Here is a 21,432-nt window from a genome sequence, read left to right as displayed (position 1 = left end):
AACAAATCCCTCCTTCTATGCATATTCCAAAGAGTTAGTTCATAAAGTTTTTATAAAGCATTAGGGTATATCCACCGGACCACCGGACCAGCACACATCCGTCGCGACCCGCTACAGCGACATAACCAATTTGTGAGGTCAGGAATGGTCAGGATCACAATCACCCCAGTGCGCAACGCCAGGGCATTGAGTGCAGCCAAGGAGCGGCACTGATGTCCAGCCAAGCCAATACCCGATTCCACAGCGACCTGGACAGCTCGCCGGTGCTGCTGCCAGCCAAGGTGCTGCGCAACGACGCCGAAGCCTTGCAAGCGGCCCGCGAACTGGCCGAGGTCGCCCGCGAGCAGGCCGCCCGCCGCGACCAGCAACGCAAACTGCCATGGGCCGAGATCGAGCTGTTCACCCGCAGCGGCCTGGGCAGCATCAGCGTCCCCAAAGCCTTTGGCGGCCCCGAAGTGTCGTTCGAGACCATCGCCGAAGTGTTCCGCCTGATCAGCGCCGCCGACCCGGCCCTGGGGCAGATCCCGCAGAACCAGTTCGGCATCCTGCAACTGCTGCGCCTGACCGGTACCGAAGCGCAGCAGGCAGCGATCTACCGCAGCGTGCTTGACGGCTGGCGCATCGGCAATGCCGGGCCCGAGCGCGGCACCAAAGATACCCTCACACTCAAGGCCAGGCTTACCCGGGCCGGCGACGGCTATCGCATCAGCGGTGAGAAGTTCTATTCCACGGGTGCACTGTTCGCCCATTGGGTGGCGGTCAAGGCGCTGGACGACGAAGGCCGCCAGCGCCTGGCGTTCGTCCGCCGCGGCAGCCCGGGGCTGCGCATCGTCGATGACTGGTCCGGGTTCGGCCAGCGCACTACCGCCAGCGGCACCGTGCTGCTCGACCAGGTGCCAGTGGAGGCCGAGCTGGTGATCGACAACTGGCGCCAGCGCGACATCGCCAATACCCAGGGTGCAGCTTCGCAACTGATCCAGGCGGCCATCGATGCAGGCATTGCCGAAGCGGCGATCGAGGATGCGATCACATTCGTCCGCGAGAAGTCGCGCCCATGGGTCGACGCCAATGTCGAACGTGCCAGTGACGATCCGTATGTGATTGCCGACGTCGGCCGCCTGAAGCTCGAACTGCACGCCGCCGAAGCGATGCTGCGCAAGGCGGCGCGGGTCCTCGACGAAGTCAATGCGGCGCCGATCGACGCCGCAAGCGCGGCGCGCGCCTCGATCGCGGTGGCCGAGGCCAAGGTGCTGACTACCGAGATCGCCCTGCAGGCCAGCGAGAAGCTGTTCGAGCTGGCCGGCAGCCGCGCCACGCTTGCCGAATTCAACCTCGACCGCCACTGGCGCAACGCCCGGGTGCACACCCTGCATGACCCGGTGCGCTGGAAGTACCACGCGGTGGGCGCTTACCACCTCAACGGCACGCTGCCTGCGCGGCATTCCTGGATCTGATTTGCTGCCTTTGGGGCTGCTGCGCAGCCCTTCGCGGGCTCGCCCGCTCCCACAGGATTCCCACCGCCTGAACGGGTATCACTTTACCCGTGGGAGCGGGCGAGCCCGCGAAGGGCCGCACAGCGGCCCCCGGAGAACACCATGACTACAACCATCATTACCAACGACACCCAAGCACTGGCCGTCGCCGAAGACATCACCCAGCAACTGCGCCGCGACAGCGCTCAGCGCGACCGCGAACGCCGCCTGCCGCACGCCGAACTGGAGCTGTTCACCCGCTCCGGCCTGTGGGCCATCAGCGTGCCCAAGGCCTTCGGCGGTGCCGGGGTGTCCAATGTCACCCTGGCCAAGGTCATCGCCCGCATCGCCCAGGCCGACGGCTCGCTCGGGCAGATCCCGCAGAACCACTTCTACGCCCTGGAAGTGCTGCGGGTGAATGGTTCGCCCGAACAGCAAAAGCGCCTGTATGGCGAAGTATTGGCTGGCCGTCGCTTCGGCAACGCCCTGGCCGAACTGGGCACCAGGACTGCCAACGACCGCACCACCCGCCTGAGCCGCGATGGCGACGGTTTTCGCATCAATGGCCGCAAGTTCTACGCCACCGGGGCCATCTACGCCCAGCGCATTCCCACCTCGGTAGTCGACGAGCACGGCGTGCAACACCTGGCGTTCGTCCCGGCCGACAGCCAGGGCCTGCAGGTGATCGACGACTGGAGCGGTTTCGGCCAGCGCACCACCGGCAGCGGCTCGGTGGTGTTCGACAATGTCCATGTCAGCGCCGCCGACGTGGTGCCGTTCCAGAGCGCCTTCGAGCGCCCTACCCCGGTCGGCCCGCTGGCGCAGATTCTTCATGCCGCGATCGACACCGGCATCGCCCGCGCCGCCTATGAAGACGCCTTGCACTTCGTGCGCAGCCGTAGCCGCCCGTGGGTCGACTCCGGCCTGGACAAGGCCACCGACGACCCGTTGACGCTGAAGAGCTTCGGCCAGCTGGCGATCCGTCTGCACGCCGCCGAAGCCCTGCTGGAGCGTGCCGGCGAATACCTGGACCGCGCCCGCGACGACAGCAGCGCCGACAAGGTTGCCGCTGCCTCCATTGCCGTGGCCGAAGCCCGCGCGATCAGCACCGAGATATCCCTGGCAGCCGGCACGACGCTGTTCGAGCTGAGCGGCAGCCAGGCCACTCTCGCCGAACACAACCTCGATCGCCACTGGCGCAACGCCCGCGTGCACACCCTGCATGACCCGGTGCGCTGGAAGTACCACGCCATCGGCAATTACTACCTCAACGATGCCAACCCGCCACGCCGGGGGACCATCTGATGGCCAAGCAGATCCTGCTCAATGCCTTCAACATGAACTGCATCGGGCACATCAACCACGGCCTGTGGACTCACCCGCGGGATACCTCGACCCAGTACAAGACTCTCGACTACTGGACCAACCTGGCGCGGCTGCTGGAACGCGGCCTGTTCGACGGGCTGTTCCTCGCCGATATCGTCGGTACCTACGACATCTATGGCCAGTCGCTTGACGTCACCCTCAAGGAGTCGATCCAGCTGCCGGTCAACGACCCGCTGCTGCTGGTCTCGGCCATGGCTGCCGTCACCCGCCACCTGGGCTTCGGCCTTACCGCCAACCTCACCTACGAGGCGCCGTACCTGTTCGCCCGGCGTCTTTCCACCCTGGACCACCTGAGCAATGGCCGGGTGGGCTGGAACATCGTTACCGGCTACCTCGACAGTGCCGCCCGGGCCATGGGCCTGGCGCAGCAACCTGAGCATGACCGCCGCTACGACCAGGCCGACGAATACCTGCAGGTGCTGTACAAGCTGCTGGAAGGCAGCTGGGCCGACGATGCGGTGGTCGCCGACCGCCAGCAGCGCGTCTATGCGCGGCCCGACAGGGTACGCAAGGTCCGCCACCAAGGTGAGTTCTACCAGGTCGAGGGCTATCACCTGAGCGAGCCGTCGCCGCAGCGCACGCCGGTGCTGTTCCAGGCCGGCAGTTCCGCGCGTGGCCTGGCCTTCGCCGGCAACCATGCCGAATGCGTGTTCATCAGTGGCCAGGACAAGGCCGCCACCCGCGCCCAGGTAGACAAGGTGCGGGCCGCTGCCCAGGCCGCTGGGCGCGACGCGCAGGCGGTCAAGGTGTTCATGGGCATCACGGTGATCGTCGCGGCCACCGAGCAACAGGCCCAGGCCAGGCACGCCGAGTACCTCCAGCATGCCAGTGCCGAGGCGGGGGTGGCGCATTTCGCGGCCTCCACCGGTATCGACTTTTCCGCCTTCGAGCTGGACGAACCGATCGCCTTCCGCCAGGGCAATGCCATCCAGTCCGCCACGCGCCAGTTGCAGGACAACGCCTGGACGCGGCGGCGCCTGTTGCAACAGCACGCCCTGGGTGGCCGCTACGTGACCCTGGTCGGCGCGCCGGAGCAAGTGGCCGAGCAGCTGATCGCCTGGATCGATGAAACCGGCCTGGACGGCTTCAACCTGACCCGCACCGTCACCCCGGAAAGCTTCGAGGCCTTCATCGACCTGGTCATCCCGCAGCTGCAGCAACGTGGCCGCTACAAGACCGCCTACGCCGAAGGCACATTGCGCGAAAAGCTGTTCCAGGCCGACCACCCGTACCTGCCCGCCGACCACCCTGGCTCGACTTACCGCTTTGCCTCTGCCCCTACCCCGACTGGAGCCCTGCACCATGCTTGAGAAACTGTTCCGGCCCGTCGCGGCCATTGCCCTCACCCTCGGCCTCAGCGCCAGCACCCTGGCTGCCGAACCGCTGAAGATCGGTACCACTGCCGCCTTTGCCATCCCGCTGGAAGCGGCTGTGGAAGAAGCGCACAAACAAGGCCTGGAAGTGAAGCTGATCGAGTTCAGCGACTGGATCGCGCCGAATGTCAGCCTCAACAGTGGCGACATCGACGTGAACTACTTCCAGCACATCCCGTTCCTGGAAAACGCCAAGGCTGCCGCAGGTTTCAACCTGGTGCCCTACGCACCCGGCATCATCAACAACGTCGGCCTGTACTCGAAAAAATACCAAAGCTTCGCCGACCTGCCCAAAGGCGCCAGCGTGGCCATCGCCAACGACCCGATCAACAGCGGCCGCGGCCTGCAGCTGCTGGCCAAGGCAGGCTTGATCAGCCTCAAGCCGGGGGTCGGCTACAAGGCCACCGAGGCCGACATCGTCGCCAACCCGAAAAAGCTGAAGATCCTCCAGGTCGAGGCGGTACAACTGGTACGTGCCTATGACGACGCCGACCTGGTGCAGGGCTACCCGGCGTACATCCGCCTGGCCAACAGCTTCGACGCCGGTTCGGCGCTGCTGTTCGACGGCCTGGAGAACAAGGAGTACGTGATCCAGTTCGTCATTCGCCCACAAAGCAAGGACGACCCGCGCCTGGCCAGGTTCGTCGATATCTACCAGCATTCGCCAGCAGTGCGCGCGGCGCTCGACAAGGCCCACGGCAAGCTTTACCAGGTCGGTTGGGAGGGCTGACATGAGCCAGGCCAGCGCGCTCCGGGCGCCCACCGCAAAATCACTGGCACCGACGGCCAGGGACCAGGCCCTGCGCCCCGAGGTCAATCAGGCTCATGTGCGCTTCATCGGCCTGGGCAAGACCTACCCGGGCCAGGCGCAACCGGCCTTGCAAGGGATCGACCTGAACATCCGCCATGGCGAGATATTCGGCATCATCGGTCGCAGTGGCGCCGGCAAGTCATCGCTACTGCGTACCATCAACCGCCTGGAGCAGCCCAGCCAGGGCCGGGTGTTGATCGACCAGGTGGACATCGCAGCCTTTCACGAGGACCAGCTGGTAACTCTGCGTCGGCGCATCGGCATGATCTTCCAGCATTTCAACCTGATGTCAGCCAAGACCGTGTGGCAGAACGTCGAGCTGCCGCTGAAGGTCGCCGGCGTGGCCAGGGCCGAGCGTCAGCGCAAGGTGCGCGAACTGTTGGAGCTGGTCGGCCTGCAGGAAAAGCACCATGTGTACCCGGCGCAGCTATCCGGCGGGCAGAAGCAGCGGGTCGGCATTGCCCGGGCGCTGGTGCATGACCCCGAGATCCTGCTGTGCGACGAGGCCACCTCGGCGCTGGACCCGGAAACCACCACGTCGATCCTTGAATTGCTGCGCGATATCAACCAGCGCCTGGGCCTTACCATCGTGCTGATCACCCACGAGATGGCAGTGATCCGCGACATCTGCCACCGGGTGGTAGTACTCGAGCGCGGTGAAGTGGTCGAGCAGGGCGAGGTCTGGCGGGTATTCGGCGCACCGCGCCACACGGTTACCCGGACCCTGCTCGCGCCCTTGCAGGCCAGGCTGCCTGCCGCCTTGCAAGCCAGCCTGCAGGCGACCCCGGCGAGCCATGACAGTGCCGTGGTGCTGAAGCTGACCGTGCTCGGCGAGCCGGAGCTGTCGGCCCTGTTCAACGACCTGGGTGGCCGCGTGCGCCTGCTGCAGGGCGGCGTGGAAACCATTGGCGAGCATGCCCTGGGGCAGCTGATCCTGTCGGTGCAGCACTCGCCGCACGACCCTCATCATTTGCTGGAGCGCGCCCGCCGCTGGGCCGAGGACGTGGAGGTACTAGGCCATGTGGTTTGATCGCCTGCTCGAAGGCTTGCTCGATACCTTGTTGATGGTCGGCGTGTCGTCGCTGATTGCCCTGTTGGCCGGGGTGCCGATGGCGGTATTGCTGGTCACCAGTGACAAGGGCGGGATCTTCCAGGCCCCCGTGCTGAACCGGGCGCTGGGCGCCTTCGTCAACCTGTTCCGCTCGATCCCGTTCCTGATCCTGATGGTCGCGCTGATCCCCTTCACCCGCCTGGTGGTAGGCACCACCTACGGTGTGTGGGCGGCAGTGGTGCCGCTGACCATTGCCGCCACGCCGTTCTTCGCGCGGATTGCCGAGGTCAGCCTGCGCGAGGTCGACCACGGCCTGGTGGAAGCGGCACAGGCCATGGGTTGCCGGCGCTGGCACATCGTCTGGCACGTGTTGCTGCCCGAGGCGCTGCCGGGGATCGTGGGGGGATTCACCATTACCCTGGTAACGCTGATCAACTCCTCGGCCATGGCCGGGGCGATTGGCGCCGGAGGCCTGGGGGATATTGCCTACCGTTATGGCTACCAGCGCTTCGACAGCCAGATCATGCTGACCGTGATCGCCATGCTGGTGGCGCTGGTGGGGTTGATCCAGCTGGGTGGCGACCGGTTGGCGAAAGGCTTGAACAAGCGGTGAGTTCTTCGCGGGCGTGCCCGCGAAAAGGCCCTCAACCCCAGTGCAAATCCGCAGGTGGTACCGGCCGCCCGAACCAGTATCCCTGCCCCAGCTGACACAGCTCCTGCAGCAGGAAGCAGGCCTGCTCGGCCTGCTCGATACCCTCGGCATGCACCTGCATCCCCATGCTGCGGGCCAGGGCGATGATCACCCGGACGATCGCGATATCGTCCTCGTCCAGCGGCAACCCGGCGACAAAGCCCTGGTCGATCTTCAGCTTCTGCACCGGCAGGCGCTTCAGCCGCAGCAATGATGAATACCCAGTGCCGAAGTCGTCGATGGCCAAGGTCACGCCCAGCTCACGCAGGCGATGCAATTGCTCCAACGCCACTTCCGGGTCTTCCATCACCGCGCTCTCGGTAACCTCCAGCTCCAGCAAGGCCGGGGCCAGGCCGGTTTCGTGCAGCACTTCGGCCACTTGCTGGTACAACTCATGCTGGCCAAACAAGCGGCTGGAGATATTCACCGCGACGAATTCCAGCTGTTGGCCCTGACCTTGCCATTGCACCATCTGCCGACATGCCTGGTGCAGCACCCAGGCGTCGATCTCGGCAATCAGCCCGGTGCGCTCGGCAATCGGGATGAACTCGCCCGGCGGCACCAGGCCGCGCTGCGGGTGCTGCCAGCGCACCAGCGCTTCGACCCCGACCGGTCGACCGGTCGCCAGGTCGTGCACCGGCTGGTAAAACACTCGCAGCTCATCCTGCTCCAGCGCCCGGCGCAGCTCGCCGGCGGTTTCGACCCGATGCTGGGCGTGAGCGGTCAGCTCTTCGGTATAAAGCGCATAGCAGGCCCGCCCGTTGCTCTTGGCCTTGTACAGGGCCGAGTCGGCATTGCGCAGCAACTGCTCGGCGCTCAAGGCATCGCTGGGGAACAGGCTGATGCCCGCACTCACACTGATGAACAGGCGATGACCATCGAACTGGAACGGCTCGCGCATGCGCTCGATGATGCCCTGCGCCAGCTTGCCCGCCTGGCCGACCTGCTGGCAGTTCTCTGCCAATACTCCGAACTCGTCGCCACCCAGGCGCGCTAAAGTCACGCCGCTGCCCACCACCTCGCCGAGGCGCTCGCCCACCAGCTTGAGCAGCTGGTCGCCAATGGTGTGGCCAAGGCCGTCGTTGATGCTCTGGAAGTGGTCGAGGTCCAGCAACAGCAGGGCACAGCCGCGCTTGTTGGCCTGGGCTGCGGTCAGGGCCTGCCCGACCCGGTCGGTGAACAGCAGGCGGTTGGGCAGGCCGGTCAGCGGGTCATGGTGGGCCAGGTAGGCCAGTTCCTGCTCTGAATGCTTGATCGCGCTGATATCGCTGAACACCGCCACATAGTGGCTGAGTTCACCTTCGTCATCGTGAATGGCGCAAATGGTCTGCCATTGCGGGTAGATTTCGCCACTCTTGCGTCGGTTCCAGATTTCGCCGCTCCACTCGCCCTTCTCCGCCAGGGTGGTAAAAATCTGCTGGTAGAACGCCAGGCCATGGCGGCCCGACTTGAACTTGTTCGGGCGCTGGCCAATGACTTCGTCCTGCTGGTAGCCGGTAATGCGCATGAAAGCCCGGTTTACGTGCACGATCAGGCCCTGGCGGTCGGTCACCAGCACGCCTTCGAGGGTACTGTCGAACACGGCAGCCGCCATGCGCAGCCGCTCGCGGTCTTCGCAGCGCAAGCGCGCGCCACGGCCGATGAAGTTGAGCAGGCGCACCCGCGACACGTAAATCAGCAAGGCACTGAACAGTACCCAGACCACCACGTTGATCTGCCGCCCCACGGTCTGTGCCAGGGGATCATCGGTCATGCTCTGCAGTACCACCTCGGCCAGTATCAGCCACAGGACGGATAGCACCACATACAGCGCAGCCATGCGCAAGGCGTCGCGAACGGAAACAGACATGTCGGGTGCGATAGCCCATCAGAAAGGAAGGGGCATTATAAAGGCTGAAACATGTCGTGACTTCCTATCTGAACGGTTGACTGGTTTTATTTCCCCACCAAGGGATAATCACCCCTTCCCCCTGCATTTCGAGGGTATCTGCACCTATGTGGTACAACGGCCTGCTCGACTTGTCGGCCTGGCAACTGGTCGGCATCACCTTGTTGATGACCCATGTGACCATTGTCAGCGTCACGGTCTACCTGCACCGCTACTCCGCGCACCGGGCGCTGGAGCTCAATGGCGCGCTCAAGCACTTCTTCCGTTTCTGGCTGTGGTTGACCACCGCCCAGAACACCCGCGAATGGACCGCCGTGCACCGCAAGCACCACGCCAAGTGTGAAACCCCCGAAGACCCGCACAGTCCGGTATACAAGGGCCTGGGCACGGTGCTGCGCAAAGGCGCCGAGCTGTACCGGGAAGAAGCACGCAGCCCCGACACCCTGCGCATCTATGGCAAGAACTGCCCGGACGACTGGATCGAGCGCAACCTCTACTCGCGCTACAAGCTGGGCGGCATCGCGCTGATGGCGGTGGTCGACCTGCTGCTGTTCGGCACCATCGGCATCACCATCTGGGCAGTGCAGATGATGTGGATCCCGTTCTGGGCTGCGGGTGTGGTCAACGGCCTGGGCCATGCCCTTGGCTACCGCAACTTCGAATGCCGCGACGCCGCCACCAACCTGGTGCCGTGGGGCATCGTCATCGGTGGCGAGGAGCTGCACAACAACCACCACACCTACCCCAACTCGGCCAAGCTGTCGGTCAAGCGCTGGGAGTTCGACATGGGCTGGGCGTGGATCCGCCTGTTCTGCCTGCTGCGCCTGGCCAAGGTACAACGCGTGGCGCCCATCGCCCACCGGGTGGCCGGCAAGGCCAGCCTGGACATGGATACCGCCATGGCGATCCTCAACAACCGCTTCCAGATCATGGCCCAGTACCGCAAGCTGGTGATCGGCCCGCTGGTCAAGCAGGAACTGGCCCGCGTCGATGCCTCGGTGCGCCACCACTTCCGCCGGGCCAAACGCCTGCTGTCGCGTGAAACCAGCCTGCTGCAGGACCGCCACCATGTGCGCATCGAGTCGATGCTGGCACACAGCCAGGCGCTGAAGACCATCTACGAAAAGCGCCTGGCCCTGCAACAGATCTGGGCGCGCACCAGCGCCAACGGCCACGACATGCTGGCCGCCATGAAGGACTGGGTACACGAGGCCGAAAGCAGCGGTATCCACGCCCTGCGCGACTTCGCGGCACAACTCAAGACTTATTCCCTGCGCCCCACCAGCGCCTGACCACCGTTGATCGGCACGCCCTTCTGGCAGGGCGTGCCGCCCGGAACTTCGCCCCATCGCTCCTACTCGAATCTGGCACATCGCCCCGCGTGGCGGGCCGGATGCTGGCCGCACGCTTTCACGTCGAGACCTGCTTCGTGCACATGGCCAAGAACATTCCAACGACATTGCCCGGCACACCACCTCCCGAGGCCGCCCAGACCTTGCTTGCCCTGCTTCACGCGCAAGGCGAAGTTGCCCGCCTGAGCGAGCGCGAGCAGCTGTTCAGCTCCCTGCTCGACAGCGTCAACGCCGTGCTCTGGGCCTTCGACTGGGAAACCCGTCAGGTGCTGTACGTCAGCCCGGCCTACGAGCGCATCTTCGGCCGCCCCGTCAGCCTGGTGCTGGCCGACTACAACGAGTGGCGCGACAGCATCTACCCCGACGACCTGGAGTTCGCCGAGCGCAGCCTGGCACAGGTGTTGCTCAAGGGTTCGGTGGAAGACCGCGAGTACCGCATTCTCAATGCCGACGGCCAGGTCCGCTGGCTCAGTGACAAGTGCTACATCAACCAGCAACGCGATAGCGACCGGGTGATCATCGTCGGCATCGCCGAGGACATTACCGAAAAGAAACAGCTCGAAGGCGAACTGCAGCGGCTGGCCACCACCGACGTATTGACCCAGAGCAGCAACCGCCGGCATTTCTTCGAATGCGCCCAGCAGGCCTTCGATAGCGCCCGCGAAGACGGCACGCCACTGGCCTTCCTGCTGCTGGACATCGACGACTTCAAGCGCATCAACGACAGCTATGGCCACCAGGAAGGCGACCAGGTGCTGCAGCGCATCGCCGACAGCGGCAAGGCCGTGCTACGCCGTGGTGACCTGTTCGGGCGCATTGGTGGTGAGGAATTCGCGGCGGTGTTCCCCGGCTGCAATGCGCAGGTAGCCGAGCAGATTGCCGAACGCTTGCAGCGGCACATCCAGCGCCTGAGTTTCAGCCATGGCGAGCAGAGCTATGGGGTGACGGTGAGCCAAGGGGTGACCGCGTTGACCGACGACGATATGACGCTGGACAGCCTGTATGCGCGGGCCGACGCGGCCATGTACCGGGCCAAGCGCCAGGGCAAGAACCAGATCGTCTGCGGCTGAGGCCTGGGGCTGCTTCGCACCCCGATCGCGCCCCAAGGCCGCCAAGGCGCCGCACCCGGTGTAGGAGCGGCCTTGCGTCGCGATGGGCCGCAAAGCGGCCCCCGAAGCTCAGCCGGAAACCTCAGCCCCAGCCACAGGCGGTTCTTCTTCCGGCTTTACCTCCGGGCTCTGCACCTTGCGCAGCCGGCTCAGCTCCGGCAGGCCAATTTTCAGCAAGCGTGCCGTCTTGCTGCTGGCCACCCGCTCCAGCCCCAGCTCCAGCCCGGCCGGCAGCCGCGACAACTGCCCAGCCAGGTTCATGGCCAGAATTTCTCGGGAATACACCCCGCCACCCAGCTGGTAGATGGCCGCAATCAGCTCGCGCAACGCCAACGGCAACCGCCAGCGGGTGCGTAGCGCCGAGCCGAACGCAGCACCGAACTCGTCGAGCGACCGCTGCACCTGGCCCTCATCCAGCTCGCCGCCGGCCAGCCGCCACTCCTGCAGGCAACGCAGCACTGCCAGGTCGCCCAGGCAATGCAGCAAACCTGCGCAGTAGCAACGCCCTTCGTCCAGTTCGAGCATGCGTGCCAGGGTACGGCCATATTCGGCAGCATGCAGCGAAAGGCCCCAGTAACGAGCTGCATGCTTGGTCAGCAACGGGTCGCTGAGGCGTGCACTGCGTTTCAGCGTCATGCCCAGGACCAGGTTCATGCTCTGCGTGCTGCCAAGCTTGTTCAAGGCCTGTAGCAACGTCTGCACTGGTGCTTCCCGGTGCAGCGCAGCGCTGTTGGCCGCAGCGATCAGCACGGCGGTGATCTGCGGGTCGTCGTGCAGCTCCTCTTCGAGCACCTTCAGGTTCAGGCCCTGCGGGTTGAGCGCGCGCTTGAGCGCCGCCTGCACATCGGCCATCAGCGGCCCGCCATCGGCGCTGGCGCGGCGTTGCTCAAGGTAGGTCGGCAGGCTGGCACCCGCCTGCAAGGCTGGCGATGGGCAAGCGATCTCTTCGTCAACGGAGAGCAGCAGCTCTTCCAGGCGTTTGCGCAAGTTGGCCAGGTTCAGCGGTTTGCTCAGGTAGGCGGTGGGATGCAGGGGCAGTACCTCATGCACACTGGCACTGTCACTGCGGTTGCTCATGAGGATGAACGGCAACCCCGGCCCTCTGGCGCGGACCTTGCGCAACAGGTCGAGGCCATCGACACCGGCCAGTTCACGCGCGGCGATGATCAGGTCGGGCTGGCTGGACAGCGCGCTCAGCGCCTGCTCGCCATCGGCGCACACCTGCAGGCGGGCATCGCAGCGCACGCTGAGCAACATTTCGCTGAGCATGTCACGTACCCAAGGGTCACCTTCGACGATCAGTACACTGGGTGGGGAGGGGTGCGCAGCGTTCATCGCCAAAACTCCTGAAAATCCCTGACACACAATCCGTCGCAGCTTGCCAAGCGAGTCCTGCCACAACGATAGCGCCAGCAGCGGTATATGGGCATAAAAAAACCCGCCGAAGCGGGTTTTTTCTGCAGCAGGTCACATCAGGCGATTTCAGCGAAGCACTCTTCGATGATCGCCAGGCCCTTGTCGAGCAGTGCGTCTTCGGCGGTCAGCGGAACCAGAATCCGCAGGACGTTGCCGTAGGTACCGCAGGACAGCAGGATCAGGCCCTTCTCGCGCGCCTTGGCCACAACCTGGCCAACAGCAGCAGCGTTCGGCGTGTGAGTGCCTTTCTCGAAGACTTCGACAGCGATCATCGAGCCCAGACCACGCACGTCGCCGATGATCGGGTACTTCTTCTGGATTTCGCGCAGGCCAGCGGTCAGGCGCTCACCGACAGCCTTGCTGCGGTCCAGCAGTTTCTCTTCTTCGAACACTTCGATGACGGCCAGGGCCGCAGCACAAGCGATCGGCGAACCGGCATAGGTACCACCCAGGCCGCCCGGGGCGATGGCGTCCATGTACTCGGCCTTGCCGCACACACCGGCCAGCGGGAAGCCGCCAGCGATGGATTTGGCGAAGGTGGTCAGGTCAGGCGCAACACCCATCTGCTCCATGGCGAAGAAGGTGCCAGTACGGCCAGCACCGGTCTGTACTTCGTCGGCGATCAGCAGGATACCGTGCTGGTCGCACAGGGCACGCAGGCGCTGCATCAGCTCTTTCGGCGCCGGCAGGAAGCCGCCTTCGCCTTGAACCGGCTCGAGGATGATCGCGGCAATGTCGCGCGGCTCGGCGTCGTTCTTGAAGATGCGCTCGACCGAGGCGATGGCGTCGTCAACGCTGATACCGTGCAGTTCGCTCGGGAACAGGGCGCGGAAGATGCCGCCTGGCATCAGGCCCATGCCGGCAGAGTACGGCACGACCTTGCCGGTCAGGCCCAGGGTCATCATGGTACGGCCGTGGTAGCCGCCGGTGAAGGCGATGACGCCAGCACGGCCGGTAGCGGCACGGGCGATCTTGACGGCGTTTTCAACGGCTTCGGAGCCAGTGGTGACCAGCAGGGTCTTCTTGGCGAAATCGCCCGGGACCAGCTTGTTGATCTTCTCGCACAGCTCTACGTAAGGTTCGTAGGCCAGGACCTGGAAGCAGGTGTGGCTGACCTTGGTCAGCTGCTCTTGCACGGCCGCAACCACTTTCGGGTGCAGGTGGCCGGTGTTCAGTACTGCGATGCCGCCGGCGAAGTCGATCAGTTCGCGGCCTTCAACGTCGATTACGGTAGCGTTCTTCGCAGTATCGACGAAGATCGGGTGGATCTGGCCAACACCACGTGGGACGGCGGCGACACGACGTTGCATCAAGGATTCGTTGGTCTTGCTCATAATGCCCTCATTTGCGCCGTTCTGAATGGCGCTTTTATTCGGGGGTGGCTGGATGTGCTCGCGAACAGTATTCGTTGATCGACTGCCGTGAACACCCGGGCCACCAGGTACTGCGATGTCAAAAAGGCCAGCGAGACGTCGCTCTCGCGCCCCGCTGGCAGAGGTAAAACCGTTACCTTGCGATCAGATGCTGATGCACAGGTATTTGATTTCGAGGTAGTCCTCGATACCGTATTTGGAACCTTCGCGGCCCAGGCCGGAGGCCTTGATGCCACCGAACGGTGCCACTTCGTTGGAGATCAGGCCGGTGTTGATACCCACCATGCCGTATTCCAGCGCTTCGGCAACACGGAAAACACGGCTCATGTCGCGCGCATAGAAGTACGAGGCCAGGCCGAACTCGGTGTCGTTGGACATGGCGATGACTTCGGCCTCGTCCTTGAAGCGGAACAGCGGCGCCAGCGGGCCGAAGGTTTCTTCCTTGGCGACGGCGGCAGTCTTCGGTACGTCGACGAGGATGGTCGGCTCGAAGAAGTTGCCTTCGATGATCTTGCCACCGGCCAGCACCTTGGCGCCTTTGCCAACGGCGTCTTCGATGTGTTCCTGAACCTTGGCCACAGCCTTGCCGTCGATCAGCGGGCCGGTGGTGGTGCCTTCTTCCAGGCCGTTACCGATCTTCAGCTTGGCAACAGCGGCGGCCAGCTTCTGGGCGAACGCGTCGTAGACGCCGTCCTGCACGTAGATACGGTTGGCGCAAACGCAGGTCTGGCCGTTGTTGCGGTACTTGGAGATGATCGCGCCCTCGACCGCCTTGTCCAGGTCGGCGTCGTCGAACACGATGAACGGGGCGTTGCCACCCAGCTCCAGGGAAACCTTCTTGATGTCCTTGGCGCATTCTTCCATCAGCTGGCGACCGATTTCGGTCGAACCGGTGAAGGACAGCTTGCGTACCAGGGAGTTGCTGGTCAGCTCGCCGCCAACTTCGCCGGCGCTGCCGGTAACCACGCTCAGCACGCCAGCCGGGATGCCGGCACGGTGGGCCAGTTCGACCAGGGCCAGGGCGGAGTACGGGGTCTGCGAGGCAGGCTTGAGCACCATGGTGCAGCCAGCGGCCAGGGCCGGGCCGGCTTTACGGGTGATCATGGCGGCCGGGAAGTTCCACGGGGTGATGGCCGCAGTAACACCGATTGGCTGCTTGATGACGATCAGGCGCTTGTCTGGCTGGTGGCCAGGGATGGTGTCGCCGTAGACGCGCTTGGCTTCTTCGGCGAACCACTCGATGAACGAGGCAGCGTAGGCGATTTCGCCCTTGGCTTCGGCCAGCGGCTTGCCTTGTTCGGTGGTCATCAGGCGGGCCAGGTCGTCCTGGTTCTCGATCATCAGTTCGAACCAGCGACGCAGCTTGGCCGAGCGCTCTTTGGCGGTCAGGGCACGCCAGGCCGGCAGGGCCTTGTCGGCGGCCTCGATGGCGCGGCGGGTTTCCGCAGTGCCCATCTTCGGCACGGTACCGATGACTTCACCGGTGGCCGGGTTGGTCACCTTGATGGTCTGGCCGTTGTCCGCATCCAGCCACTCACCGTTGATGTAGGCTTGCTGGCGGAACAACTGAGCGTCTTTGAGCTGCATGTCGGCTTCCCGAATTGTTGATTGTTGAAAAGCGCCCAAGGCAGGGCATCGAGCGTTTGAAATCTCAAACGAATGCTAAGCGGCTGCTGGGGTGTTGGACAATAGGCTGTTCGAAAAAAAGAACGAATGGTTGAACACCCGGGGCAAAATTCACGATTTTGCACAATGGACCCGGCCTTTTCGCGGGCTGACCCGCGACAAGGCCAGTACAGGTTAGACGAGCGGGCTGAAGGAAATGTGATGGGAGGACCGACGGCCTCCCGGAAGGGATTGATCAGAATGCCTTGGGCAGAACGATCACCAGCACCCGGTAGCCGGCCGAGCCCGACTGGCGACAGTGCAATTTCAGCTCGACCAGTACCTCCTCGACGACAGAGAGAAAAAACCTACAGATCAAGGCGATGGACGCCATCGGCACAGATGGGTATCATGCGTGCGCGTTGCACTCGTAGCTCAGCTGGATAGAGTACTGCCCTCCGAAGGCAGGGGTCGTGGGTTCGAATCCCGCCGAGTGCGCCATCTTCTTTCCCTTGCGTCGCAAGGGTCAGCGCTTCCGACAGAAGCCCGTCCTGATTCAATTCGCCGTAAAGGCTAGCCAGCCCAGCGCAAAAACCTTCTAGACCAAAACCGACGCTCAAGCCTGTGGCGCGTACGATCGCAAGCGAAATCGACCGGTCTTGGGTTGAGGCATTTCAGAACAACCGCAGCGGCATGTTGACCACCAGGCGCACTTCGTCGTAGCTGCCATCGATCTGCCCGCCATGGGCCCGATGGTTGTAGACGATGGTGCGCACACTGGTGTCGCGCCAGGAGCCGCCCTGCAGCACGTAGCCGAGCACCAGGCCATTCTCCTCATGCCGTGCGCCACGTAGGCCACGCACGTTGTAGCCGGCATGGCGGCCATTGCGATCGCCCTGGTAATGACTGCCATCGATGCCCCAGCCCTTGGCGTGCCACACCCCCAGGCTCAGGCCCGGCACGCCGTAGGCGCTGGCATCCAAGTCGTAGCGCAACTGCCAGGAGCGTTCGTTCGGGCCGTTGTAGTCCGAATACAGCGAGTTGGCCATGTAGTTGCCGGTCGACTCCCACACATAGTCGAAGTACTCGTCACCCTCGATCTGCTGCCAGGCCAGCGTCAGCCCGTGGGCCTGGTGCATCAGCGTGGTGGCCAGGCTCCAGGCCTGGTTGTCGATGTAGCCCAGTTGCTGCTGGCCGCTGTCGCGGGTGCGGTAGTAATGAAAGGCCGGGCGCACAGCCAGCTCGGCCCGATCACCCAGCGTGCCACCCAGCCCCAGGTACAGCTGCTGCCAGGTATCTGCCAGGTGCGAGCCGTACAAACTGGCGGACAGCGCACCGCTGTAGCGGGCACCCACATAGCTGATCGAATCGGCCTTCACCGCCCGATCGCCGAAGGTGCTGGTCAGCCGTTCGCTGCCGGTGCCGGTGCGCGGGATCGCCCGGTCGAAGCGCCCGGCATCCAACTGCAGGCCATCAATGCTCTGATCGCTCAACGCCACGCCCTGGAAGCTCGACGGCAACGCCCGGTTGTCCTTGTAGCGCAACATCGGGTTGTCCAGGCGTTGCCGGCCGACCCGCAAAGTACTGCCGGCCAGGCGCAGGCGCAGCGCACCGACCGCCAGGCGGCTCCAGGTCGGGATAGCGTCGCCGTCGCTGTCCACCAGTACCCGGTCACCGCCATTGGCCACCCGGCCATGGCCGCGCTGCAGGTTGACCGCGCTGTATAGCGAGGCATCCACACCGATGCCGAGCAGGCCTTCGGTGTAGCCCGATGCATAGTCGAGCATCGCCGCCTGCACCCAGGTCTCGCGCACCCGCGTGGGGGTCAGGCGGCCATCCTTGCGGATCGCCAGGTAGGTGTCGCCCTGGGTGTGCTGGTTTGAGTAGTAGTGCCGCAGGTTGAGGTCCAGACGGCTGCCGTCGATGAAGCCGGGCTGGCCCGCAGCCACGCAGGGCGTGACCAGGGCGCAGCACAGAAGCGTGCGTCGTAGCATGTGCAAGTGGTGTTCCTGTCCGTGAACAAAGGTCGGGCCGCGCCTGCCTGGCACGGCGTGGGAGTCACTCGGGCCAGTGGCGGATCGGCCCGCGCCAGGTCTCGAAGGCCTTGGCCAGGCGCAGCAGCCAGGTGTCGGCGAAACGCGGGGCGACCATCTGCAAGCCGATGGGCATGCCTTGGTCGCTGAAGCCGCAGTTGATCGACAGCGCCGGTTGCTCGCCCATGTTCCAAGGCACGGTGAACACAATGTGTTCGAATGGCCGTTGCGGGTCGTTGCCGGGCGAGGCCAGTTCGGCGGGATAGGCCTGCACCTGGTTGGTTGGTGACAGCAGCAGGTCGCATTGCTCGAACAACCGTGCGGCGCGCCGGCGCATCTCGAAGGTCTGGTTGAAGCCTTCCACCGCTTCTACCGCCGTCATGTGGCGGGCCGGCTCGGCCCACTGGCGGATGTACGGAAGCACCTGGGCCAGCCGCTCGGGCGCCAACTGGCTGAGTTCGCTCCACTGGCGCGCACGCCAGAAGTGGTCGAGGCCGTCAAGCAGGCGACGCTCCATCAAGGGCGCCACTTCCACCAGCCTGGCACCCTGCGCCTCGAACAACCCGGCGGCGGCGCGCACCGCGGCGCAGGTCTGCGCGTCGGGCTGCAGGCCGCAACCGGGCTCAAGTAGCAGCCCCACCCGCAATCCACGCACACTCACCGGGGCCAGGCCCCAGTCAAGCTCGGCTGGCGGCAGGCTGGTGGCGTCGCGTACATCCGGACGCGCCAGCACCGCCATCATCGCCGCGCAGTCGTCCACCGTGCGGGTCATCGGCCCGGCGCAGCGGCCGGTGTAGTACGGGTCGATAGGAATGCGCCCGAGGGTCGGCTTGAAGCCCACCAGCGCGCACCAACCGGCCGGCAAGCGCACCGAACCACCGATGTCGGTGCCTACGTGAAGGGGGCCGTAGCCTGCCGCCGCAGCCGCAGCCGCCCCGGCGCTGGAACCGCCGGGGTTGAGCGCCGTGTTCCACGGGTTACGGGTGATACCGTGCAGGCTCGACAAGCCCGAGGACAACATGCCGAAGTCTGGCACGCTGGTCTTGCCCAGCAATACTGCGCCCGCCTCGCGCAAGCGTGCCGCCGGTGGCGCGTCGGCTACAGCCAGGCGCGGCTCCAGGCCTGCGCAGCCCTGGTCGAGCATCTGGCCACGGGTAGCGATCAACGACTTCAAGGTCACCGGCACGCCATCCAGCGGCCCGAGCGGCGCACCCTTGGCCCAACGTTGAGTGGACGCAGCAGCCTGCTCCAGTACCCGCTCAGGGGCGAACTGGCACAGCGCGTTCAGGGCTGGCTCGCGGCGCTGCACATGGTCGATCAGATACTGGTGGTACTCCAGTGGTGACAGCTCGCGGCGAGCATAAAGCGCCGTCAGTTCGCCCGCCGACAGCCACTGTAAAGACCCGCCGCTCATTTGACACCTGCCGGCACACCGGCATTTTCTGCGGCCGGCACGCGCTGGCCGAACAGGCGCACGCAGCACAGCCCCACTGCGCCCATCAGCACGCTGAAGCCCACCGCCACCCACGGGTTCCAGGGCATCAGGGCAATCAGCAACAACGGCGTGACGCTGGCCCACAAGGCGTAGGCGATGTTGTAGGTGACGGAAATTCCCGACACACGAATCGCCGCCGGGAACAGCTCGACCATGAGCGACGGCACCACCCCGACCACACCGCAGCACAGGCCGGCCAGCGCGTAGGCCGCGGCGATCAGCGGCAGTTCGAAAATCAGGCTGGCATACAACGCCGCCACGCCGGCCGGCAGCAGTGCGCTGTGAATCGCCAAGGCGCGCCAGGGGCCGAGGCGGTCGGCCATGCGCCCGGCGAGCACGCAGCCGATATTGAGGAAGACAATGCCCACGCTGCTGAGGGCGAAGGTCTGGTCCGCCGGCAGACCGAAACGCTTCTGCATCACCGTCGGGGTTATCACCACCAGCACCACCACCGCCGAGGTCAGCAGGCAGGTCAACAGCAGCGCCGGGGCGATGGCTGCCCGGTGTTCGCGCAGCACGGTGCGCAGCGGCAGCTCCGGGTCGGCGGCACGGCGCGCCTGCAGGGCGACGAACACCGGCGTTTCGCTGAGCCAGCGGCGCAACCACACACCGACCAGGCCGAACACGCCGCCGAGAATGAACGGTAGCCGCCAGCCGTGATCGAGCATCTCCTGTGGGGTGTAGACCCGCGCCAGCACCGCCGCGGTAACCGCGCCCAGCAGGTAGCCGAAGGTCAGCCCGGCCTGCAGCATGCCCAGGGCGAAGCCGCGGTGCCCGGCCGGCGCGTGCTCGGCGACGAACGCCCAGGCGCTGGGCACTTCGCCGCCCACTGCGGCGCCCTGCAGGATGCGCAGGGCCAGCAGCAACAATGGCGCCCAGTATCCGATCTGCGCGTAGGTCGGCATCAGGCCGATCACCAGGCACGGCAAGGCCATCATCAGGATGCTCAGGCTGAACACGCGCTTGCGCCCCAGGCGGTCGGCGAAGTGCGCCAGCAGGATGCCGCCCAGCGGTCGCGCCAGGTAACCGGTGACAAAAATGCCGAAGCTCTGCAGCAGGCGCAGCCATTCGGGCATCTGCGGCGGGAAGAACAGCTCGCTGAGGATCAGCGCAAAGAACACGAAGATGATGAAGTCGTAGATTTCCAACGCACCGCCCAGCGCGGCGAGGCCCAAGGTCTTGTAGTCGGCGCGGCCGAAGCGCGTGGGAACGGGTAGAGGATGGGCCGTCATTGGCATGGCTGTCCTTTAGTCGGGTAACGGAGACGCCGGCAGCACCGGTCGGGCGAATGGTCACCGTGGCAGGCAGGCGGGACAATCAAAAAGCGCATCTGGGTCGCTTTTTCACCTGAATCTGTACATTGAGTTTTGATCGCGAAAGCCAATAATCGGGCCACCTTTCCTCACAAGATGACTCCATCATGGAAGATGTTCAAAGCCAGATCGCCGCATTTGACCACCCAGACGTCGAAGCTGTGGCCATTATCCGTGGCCGTGTGCTGCACGCCTTGCAGACCTTCTTGCTCGACCGGGACTTCCGCCAGCTGCTGCCCATCCTGATGTCGCCGATCACCGACCCACTGAACCACGCGGTGTACCCGGCCGAGATCCAGTACCAGCAGCGCCGCCTGAAACTCACCGCCAGCATGATCTTCCACAAGCAACTGGCCCTGACCGCCCGCGGCCACGAGCGCATCTTCATCGTCGCGCCGAACATCCGCCTGGAAAAGCCGGAGATCAAGGACTCCCAGCGCCACCTGCTGGAGTTCTCCCAGTTCGACTTCGAAATCCGCGGCGGCACCATGCAGCAAGCCATGCAGTTGATCGAGCAGATGGTCAAGCACACCCTGGACGAGGTGCGTGAGCATTGCGCTGCGCAGCTGGCCCAGCTGGGCCGTGAGCTACCGCGCTACGAAACCGCCTTCCCGGTGTACAGCACCAACGAACTGCAGGCCGAGCTGGGCGACGACTTCGAGCGCCTGATGTCGGAAAAGGCCCATACGCCGTTCTTCATCACCAACCACCGCCGCGAGTTCTACGACCGCGAGACGCCTGGCCAGCGCGGCCACTACAACAACTATGACCTGATCTGGCCCGAGGGTTATGGCGAGGCCCTGTCGGGCGCCGAACGCGAATACGAGCATAGCCAGATCCTCTATCGCATGAACGAGCTGGACATGGACCTGACCCCGTTCGGCAACTTCCTCGAAGTCGCCCGCCAGGGCCTGCTGCACCCCAGCGCCGGCGGCGGGCTGGGCATCGAGCGACTGCTGCGCTTCATCTGCGGCAAGCGCCATATCCGCGATGTCGCCCTGTTCGACCGCAGCGTCGGTAGCGACTTCCTGTTCTGAGCCCCACCGCCCTCGTTCGGCCTGCCC

Annotated in this window: 17 protein-coding genes and 1 tRNA gene; 10 read left to right on the top strand and 8 right to left on the bottom strand. The window is 64.8% G+C overall.

Translation table 11 applies throughout. From position 1 onward, the window contains the following. Nucleotides 1–212: 212 nt before the first annotated feature. From JKP78_RS18760 to JKP78_RS18735, 6 genes are all read left to right on the top strand, one after another. Complete coding sequence (locus tag JKP78_RS18760) at nt 213–1,454, top strand: SfnB family sulfur acquisition oxidoreductase (protein ID WP_200627183.1); 1,242 nt, start codon at nt 213–215, stop codon at nt 1,452–1,454. A gap of 141 nt (nt 1,455–1,595) precedes the next feature. Further along, on the top strand, nt 1,596–2,777 hold the full coding sequence (locus JKP78_RS18755) for an SfnB family sulfur acquisition oxidoreductase (RefSeq protein ID WP_186687673.1): 1,182 nt from the start codon (nt 1,596–1,598) through the stop codon (nt 2,775–2,777). Continuing rightward, a complete protein-coding gene (locus tag JKP78_RS18750) occupies nt 2,777–4,168 on the top strand; it encodes an LLM class flavin-dependent oxidoreductase (RefSeq protein WP_200627182.1) in 1,392 nt (463 codons plus the stop codon). Before JKP78_RS18755 ends, JKP78_RS18750 begins: the two co-directional genes overlap by 1 nt. Then, nucleotides 4,161–4,961, top strand: coding sequence for a MetQ/NlpA family ABC transporter substrate-binding protein (locus tag JKP78_RS18745; RefSeq protein WP_186687678.1), 801 nt, complete (start codon nt 4,161–4,163; stop codon nt 4,959–4,961). The genes JKP78_RS18750 and JKP78_RS18745 overlap by 8 nt, the downstream gene beginning before the upstream one ends. 1 nt (nt 4,962) lies before the next feature. Further along, nucleotides 4,963–6,072, top strand: a complete 1,110-nt coding sequence (locus JKP78_RS18740) for a methionine ABC transporter ATP-binding protein (RefSeq protein ID WP_200627181.1) — start codon at nt 4,963–4,965, stop codon at nt 6,070–6,072. Beyond that, a complete protein-coding gene (locus JKP78_RS18735; protein WP_186687692.1) occupies nt 6,062–6,706 on the top strand; it encodes a methionine ABC transporter permease in 645 nt (214 codons plus the stop codon). Before JKP78_RS18740 ends, JKP78_RS18735 begins: the two co-directional genes overlap by 11 nt. Before the next feature lie 31 nt (nt 6,707–6,737). Here JKP78_RS18735 and dibA read toward each other — a convergent pair whose 3' ends face one another. After that, complete coding sequence (gene dibA, locus JKP78_RS18730; RefSeq protein ID WP_200627168.1) at nt 6,738–8,633, bottom strand: phosphodiesterase DibA; 1,896 nt, start codon at nt 8,631–8,633, stop codon at nt 6,738–6,740. A gap of 146 nt (nt 8,634–8,779) precedes the next feature. Between dibA and desA the strand changes: the two genes are divergently transcribed. Together desA and JKP78_RS18720 are read left to right on the top strand one after the other, a co-directional pair. Next, nucleotides 8,780–9,964 carry a delta-9 fatty acid desaturase DesA gene (gene desA, locus JKP78_RS18725; RefSeq protein ID WP_200627167.1) on the top strand — a complete coding sequence of 395 codons (1,185 nt, stop codon included), beginning with the start codon at nt 8,780–8,782 and terminating at the stop codon, nt 9,962–9,964. A gap of 101 nt (nt 9,965–10,065) precedes the next feature. Further along, a complete protein-coding gene (locus JKP78_RS18720) occupies nt 10,066–11,094 on the top strand; it encodes a GGDEF domain-containing protein (protein WP_170027790.1) in 1,029 nt (342 codons plus the stop codon). 108 nt (nt 11,095–11,202) lie between these two features. Here the strand turns inward: JKP78_RS18720 and JKP78_RS18715 are convergent, their stop codons facing one another. The 4 genes from JKP78_RS18715 to JKP78_RS18700 all read right to left on the bottom strand — a co-directional run bounded on the left by JKP78_RS18715 (nt 11,203) and on the right by JKP78_RS18700 (nt 15,927). Then, nucleotides 11,203–12,468 (bottom strand): HDOD domain-containing protein, encoded by a 1,266-nt coding sequence (locus JKP78_RS18715; protein ID WP_200627166.1) that lies wholly within the window; start codon nt 12,466–12,468, stop codon nt 11,203–11,205. Nucleotides 12,469–12,605: 137 nt separating this feature from the next. Then, complete coding sequence (gene gabT / locus JKP78_RS18710; RefSeq protein WP_170027788.1) at nt 12,606–13,883, bottom strand: 4-aminobutyrate--2-oxoglutarate transaminase; 1,278 nt, start codon at nt 13,881–13,883, stop codon at nt 12,606–12,608. A 183-nt stretch (nt 13,884–14,066) separates the two neighbouring features. Beyond that, on the bottom strand, nt 14,067–15,509 hold the full coding sequence (gabD, locus tag JKP78_RS18705; RefSeq protein WP_170027787.1) for an NADP-dependent succinate-semialdehyde dehydrogenase: 1,443 nt from the start codon (nt 15,507–15,509) through the stop codon (nt 14,067–14,069). A 274-nt stretch (nt 15,510–15,783) separates the two neighbouring features. Then, a complete protein-coding gene (locus JKP78_RS18700; RefSeq protein WP_200627333.1) occupies nt 15,784–15,927 on the bottom strand; it encodes a hypothetical protein in 144 nt (47 codons plus the stop codon). Nucleotides 15,928–15,951: 24 nt separating this feature from the next. On the opposite strand from JKP78_RS18700, the gene JKP78_RS18695 reads away from it, so the two are divergent. Beyond that, a tRNA-Arg gene (locus tag JKP78_RS18695) sits at nt 15,952–16,028 on the top strand. Between the two features lie 173 nt (nt 16,029–16,201). Here the strand turns inward: JKP78_RS18695 and JKP78_RS18690 are convergent. From JKP78_RS18690 to JKP78_RS18680, 3 genes are all read right to left on the bottom strand, one after another. After that, complete coding sequence (locus tag JKP78_RS18690) at nt 16,202–17,521, bottom strand: OprD family outer membrane porin (protein ID WP_200627325.1); 1,320 nt, start codon at nt 17,519–17,521, stop codon at nt 16,202–16,204. 64 nt (nt 17,522–17,585) lie between these two features. Beyond that, entirely contained in the window at nt 17,586–18,974 is a 1,389-nt protein-coding gene (locus tag JKP78_RS18685; RefSeq protein ID WP_186687704.1) for an amidase, read from the bottom strand. Further along, entirely contained in the window at nt 18,971–20,287 is a 1,317-nt protein-coding gene (locus JKP78_RS18680; protein WP_186687707.1) for an MFS transporter, read from the bottom strand. The genes JKP78_RS18685 and JKP78_RS18680 overlap by 4 nt, the downstream gene beginning before the upstream one ends. A gap of 188 nt (nt 20,288–20,475) precedes the next feature. Here JKP78_RS18680 and JKP78_RS18675 point away from each other — a divergent pair, with 188 nt between their 5' ends. Beyond that, nucleotides 20,476–21,405 carry an asparagine synthetase A gene (locus JKP78_RS18675; protein WP_186687710.1) on the top strand — a complete coding sequence of 310 codons (930 nt, stop codon included), beginning with the start codon at nt 20,476–20,478 and terminating at the stop codon, nt 21,403–21,405. The last annotated feature ends 27 nt before the right edge of the window (nt 21,406–21,432 follow it).

This window comes from Pseudomonas sp. LAM2023 (genome assembly GCF_016620375.1).
GTDB classification, from domain to species: domain Bacteria; phylum Pseudomonadota; class Gammaproteobacteria; order Pseudomonadales; family Pseudomonadaceae; genus Aquipseudomonas; species Aquipseudomonas anuradhapurensis.
The sequence above is the reverse complement of the archived record's forward strand: the minus strand, read 5'-3'. Positions and strand labels throughout refer to the sequence as shown.

What these genes read in the sequence shown, in the direction of transcription:
- JKP78_RS18720 (WP_170027790.1), top strand. Translation starts at nt 10,066, where the DNA reads ATGCTGGCCGCACGCTTTCACGTCGAGACCTGCTTCGTGCACATGGCC.
- JKP78_RS18735 (WP_186687692.1), top strand. Translation starts at nt 6,062, where the DNA reads ATGTGGTTTGATCGCCTGCTCGAAGGCTTGCTCGATACCTTGTTGATG.
- JKP78_RS18750 (WP_200627182.1), top strand. Translation starts at nt 2,777, where the DNA reads ATGGCCAAGCAGATCCTGCTCAATGCCTTCAACATGAACTGCATCGGG.
- dibA (WP_200627168.1), bottom strand. Translation starts at nt 8,633, where the DNA reads ATGTCTGTTTCCGTTCGCGACGCCTTGCGCATGGCTGCGCTGTATGTG.
- JKP78_RS18745 (WP_186687678.1), top strand. Translation starts at nt 4,161, where the DNA reads ATGCTTGAGAAACTGTTCCGGCCCGTCGCGGCCATTGCCCTCACCCTC.
- JKP78_RS18760 (WP_200627183.1), top strand. Translation starts at nt 213, where the DNA reads ATGTCCAGCCAAGCCAATACCCGATTCCACAGCGACCTGGACAGCTCG.
- JKP78_RS18740 (WP_200627181.1), top strand. Translation starts at nt 4,963, where the DNA reads ATGAGCCAGGCCAGCGCGCTCCGGGCGCCCACCGCAAAATCACTGGCA.
- JKP78_RS18675 (WP_186687710.1), top strand. Translation starts at nt 20,476, where the DNA reads ATGGAAGATGTTCAAAGCCAGATCGCCGCATTTGACCACCCAGACGTC.
- JKP78_RS18755 (WP_186687673.1), top strand. Translation starts at nt 1,596, where the DNA reads ATGACTACAACCATCATTACCAACGACACCCAAGCACTGGCCGTCGCC.
- JKP78_RS18690 (WP_200627325.1), bottom strand. Translation starts at nt 17,521, where the DNA reads ATGCTACGACGCACGCTTCTGTGCTGCGCCCTGGTCACGCCCTGCGTG.
- JKP78_RS18685 (WP_186687704.1), bottom strand. Translation starts at nt 18,974, where the DNA reads ATGAGCGGCGGGTCTTTACAGTGGCTGTCGGCGGGCGAACTGACGGCG.
- desA (WP_200627167.1), top strand. Translation starts at nt 8,780, where the DNA reads ATGTGGTACAACGGCCTGCTCGACTTGTCGGCCTGGCAACTGGTCGGC.
- JKP78_RS18680 (WP_186687707.1), bottom strand. Translation starts at nt 20,287, where the DNA reads ATGACGGCCCATCCTCTACCCGTTCCCACGCGCTTCGGCCGCGCCGAC.
- JKP78_RS18715 (WP_200627166.1), bottom strand. Translation starts at nt 12,468, where the DNA reads ATGAACGCTGCGCACCCCTCCCCACCCAGTGTACTGATCGTCGAAGGT.
- gabT (WP_170027788.1), bottom strand. Translation starts at nt 13,883, where the DNA reads ATGAGCAAGACCAACGAATCCTTGATGCAACGTCGTGTCGCCGCCGTC.
- gabD (WP_170027787.1), bottom strand. Translation starts at nt 15,509, where the DNA reads ATGCAGCTCAAAGACGCTCAGTTGTTCCGCCAGCAAGCCTACATCAAC.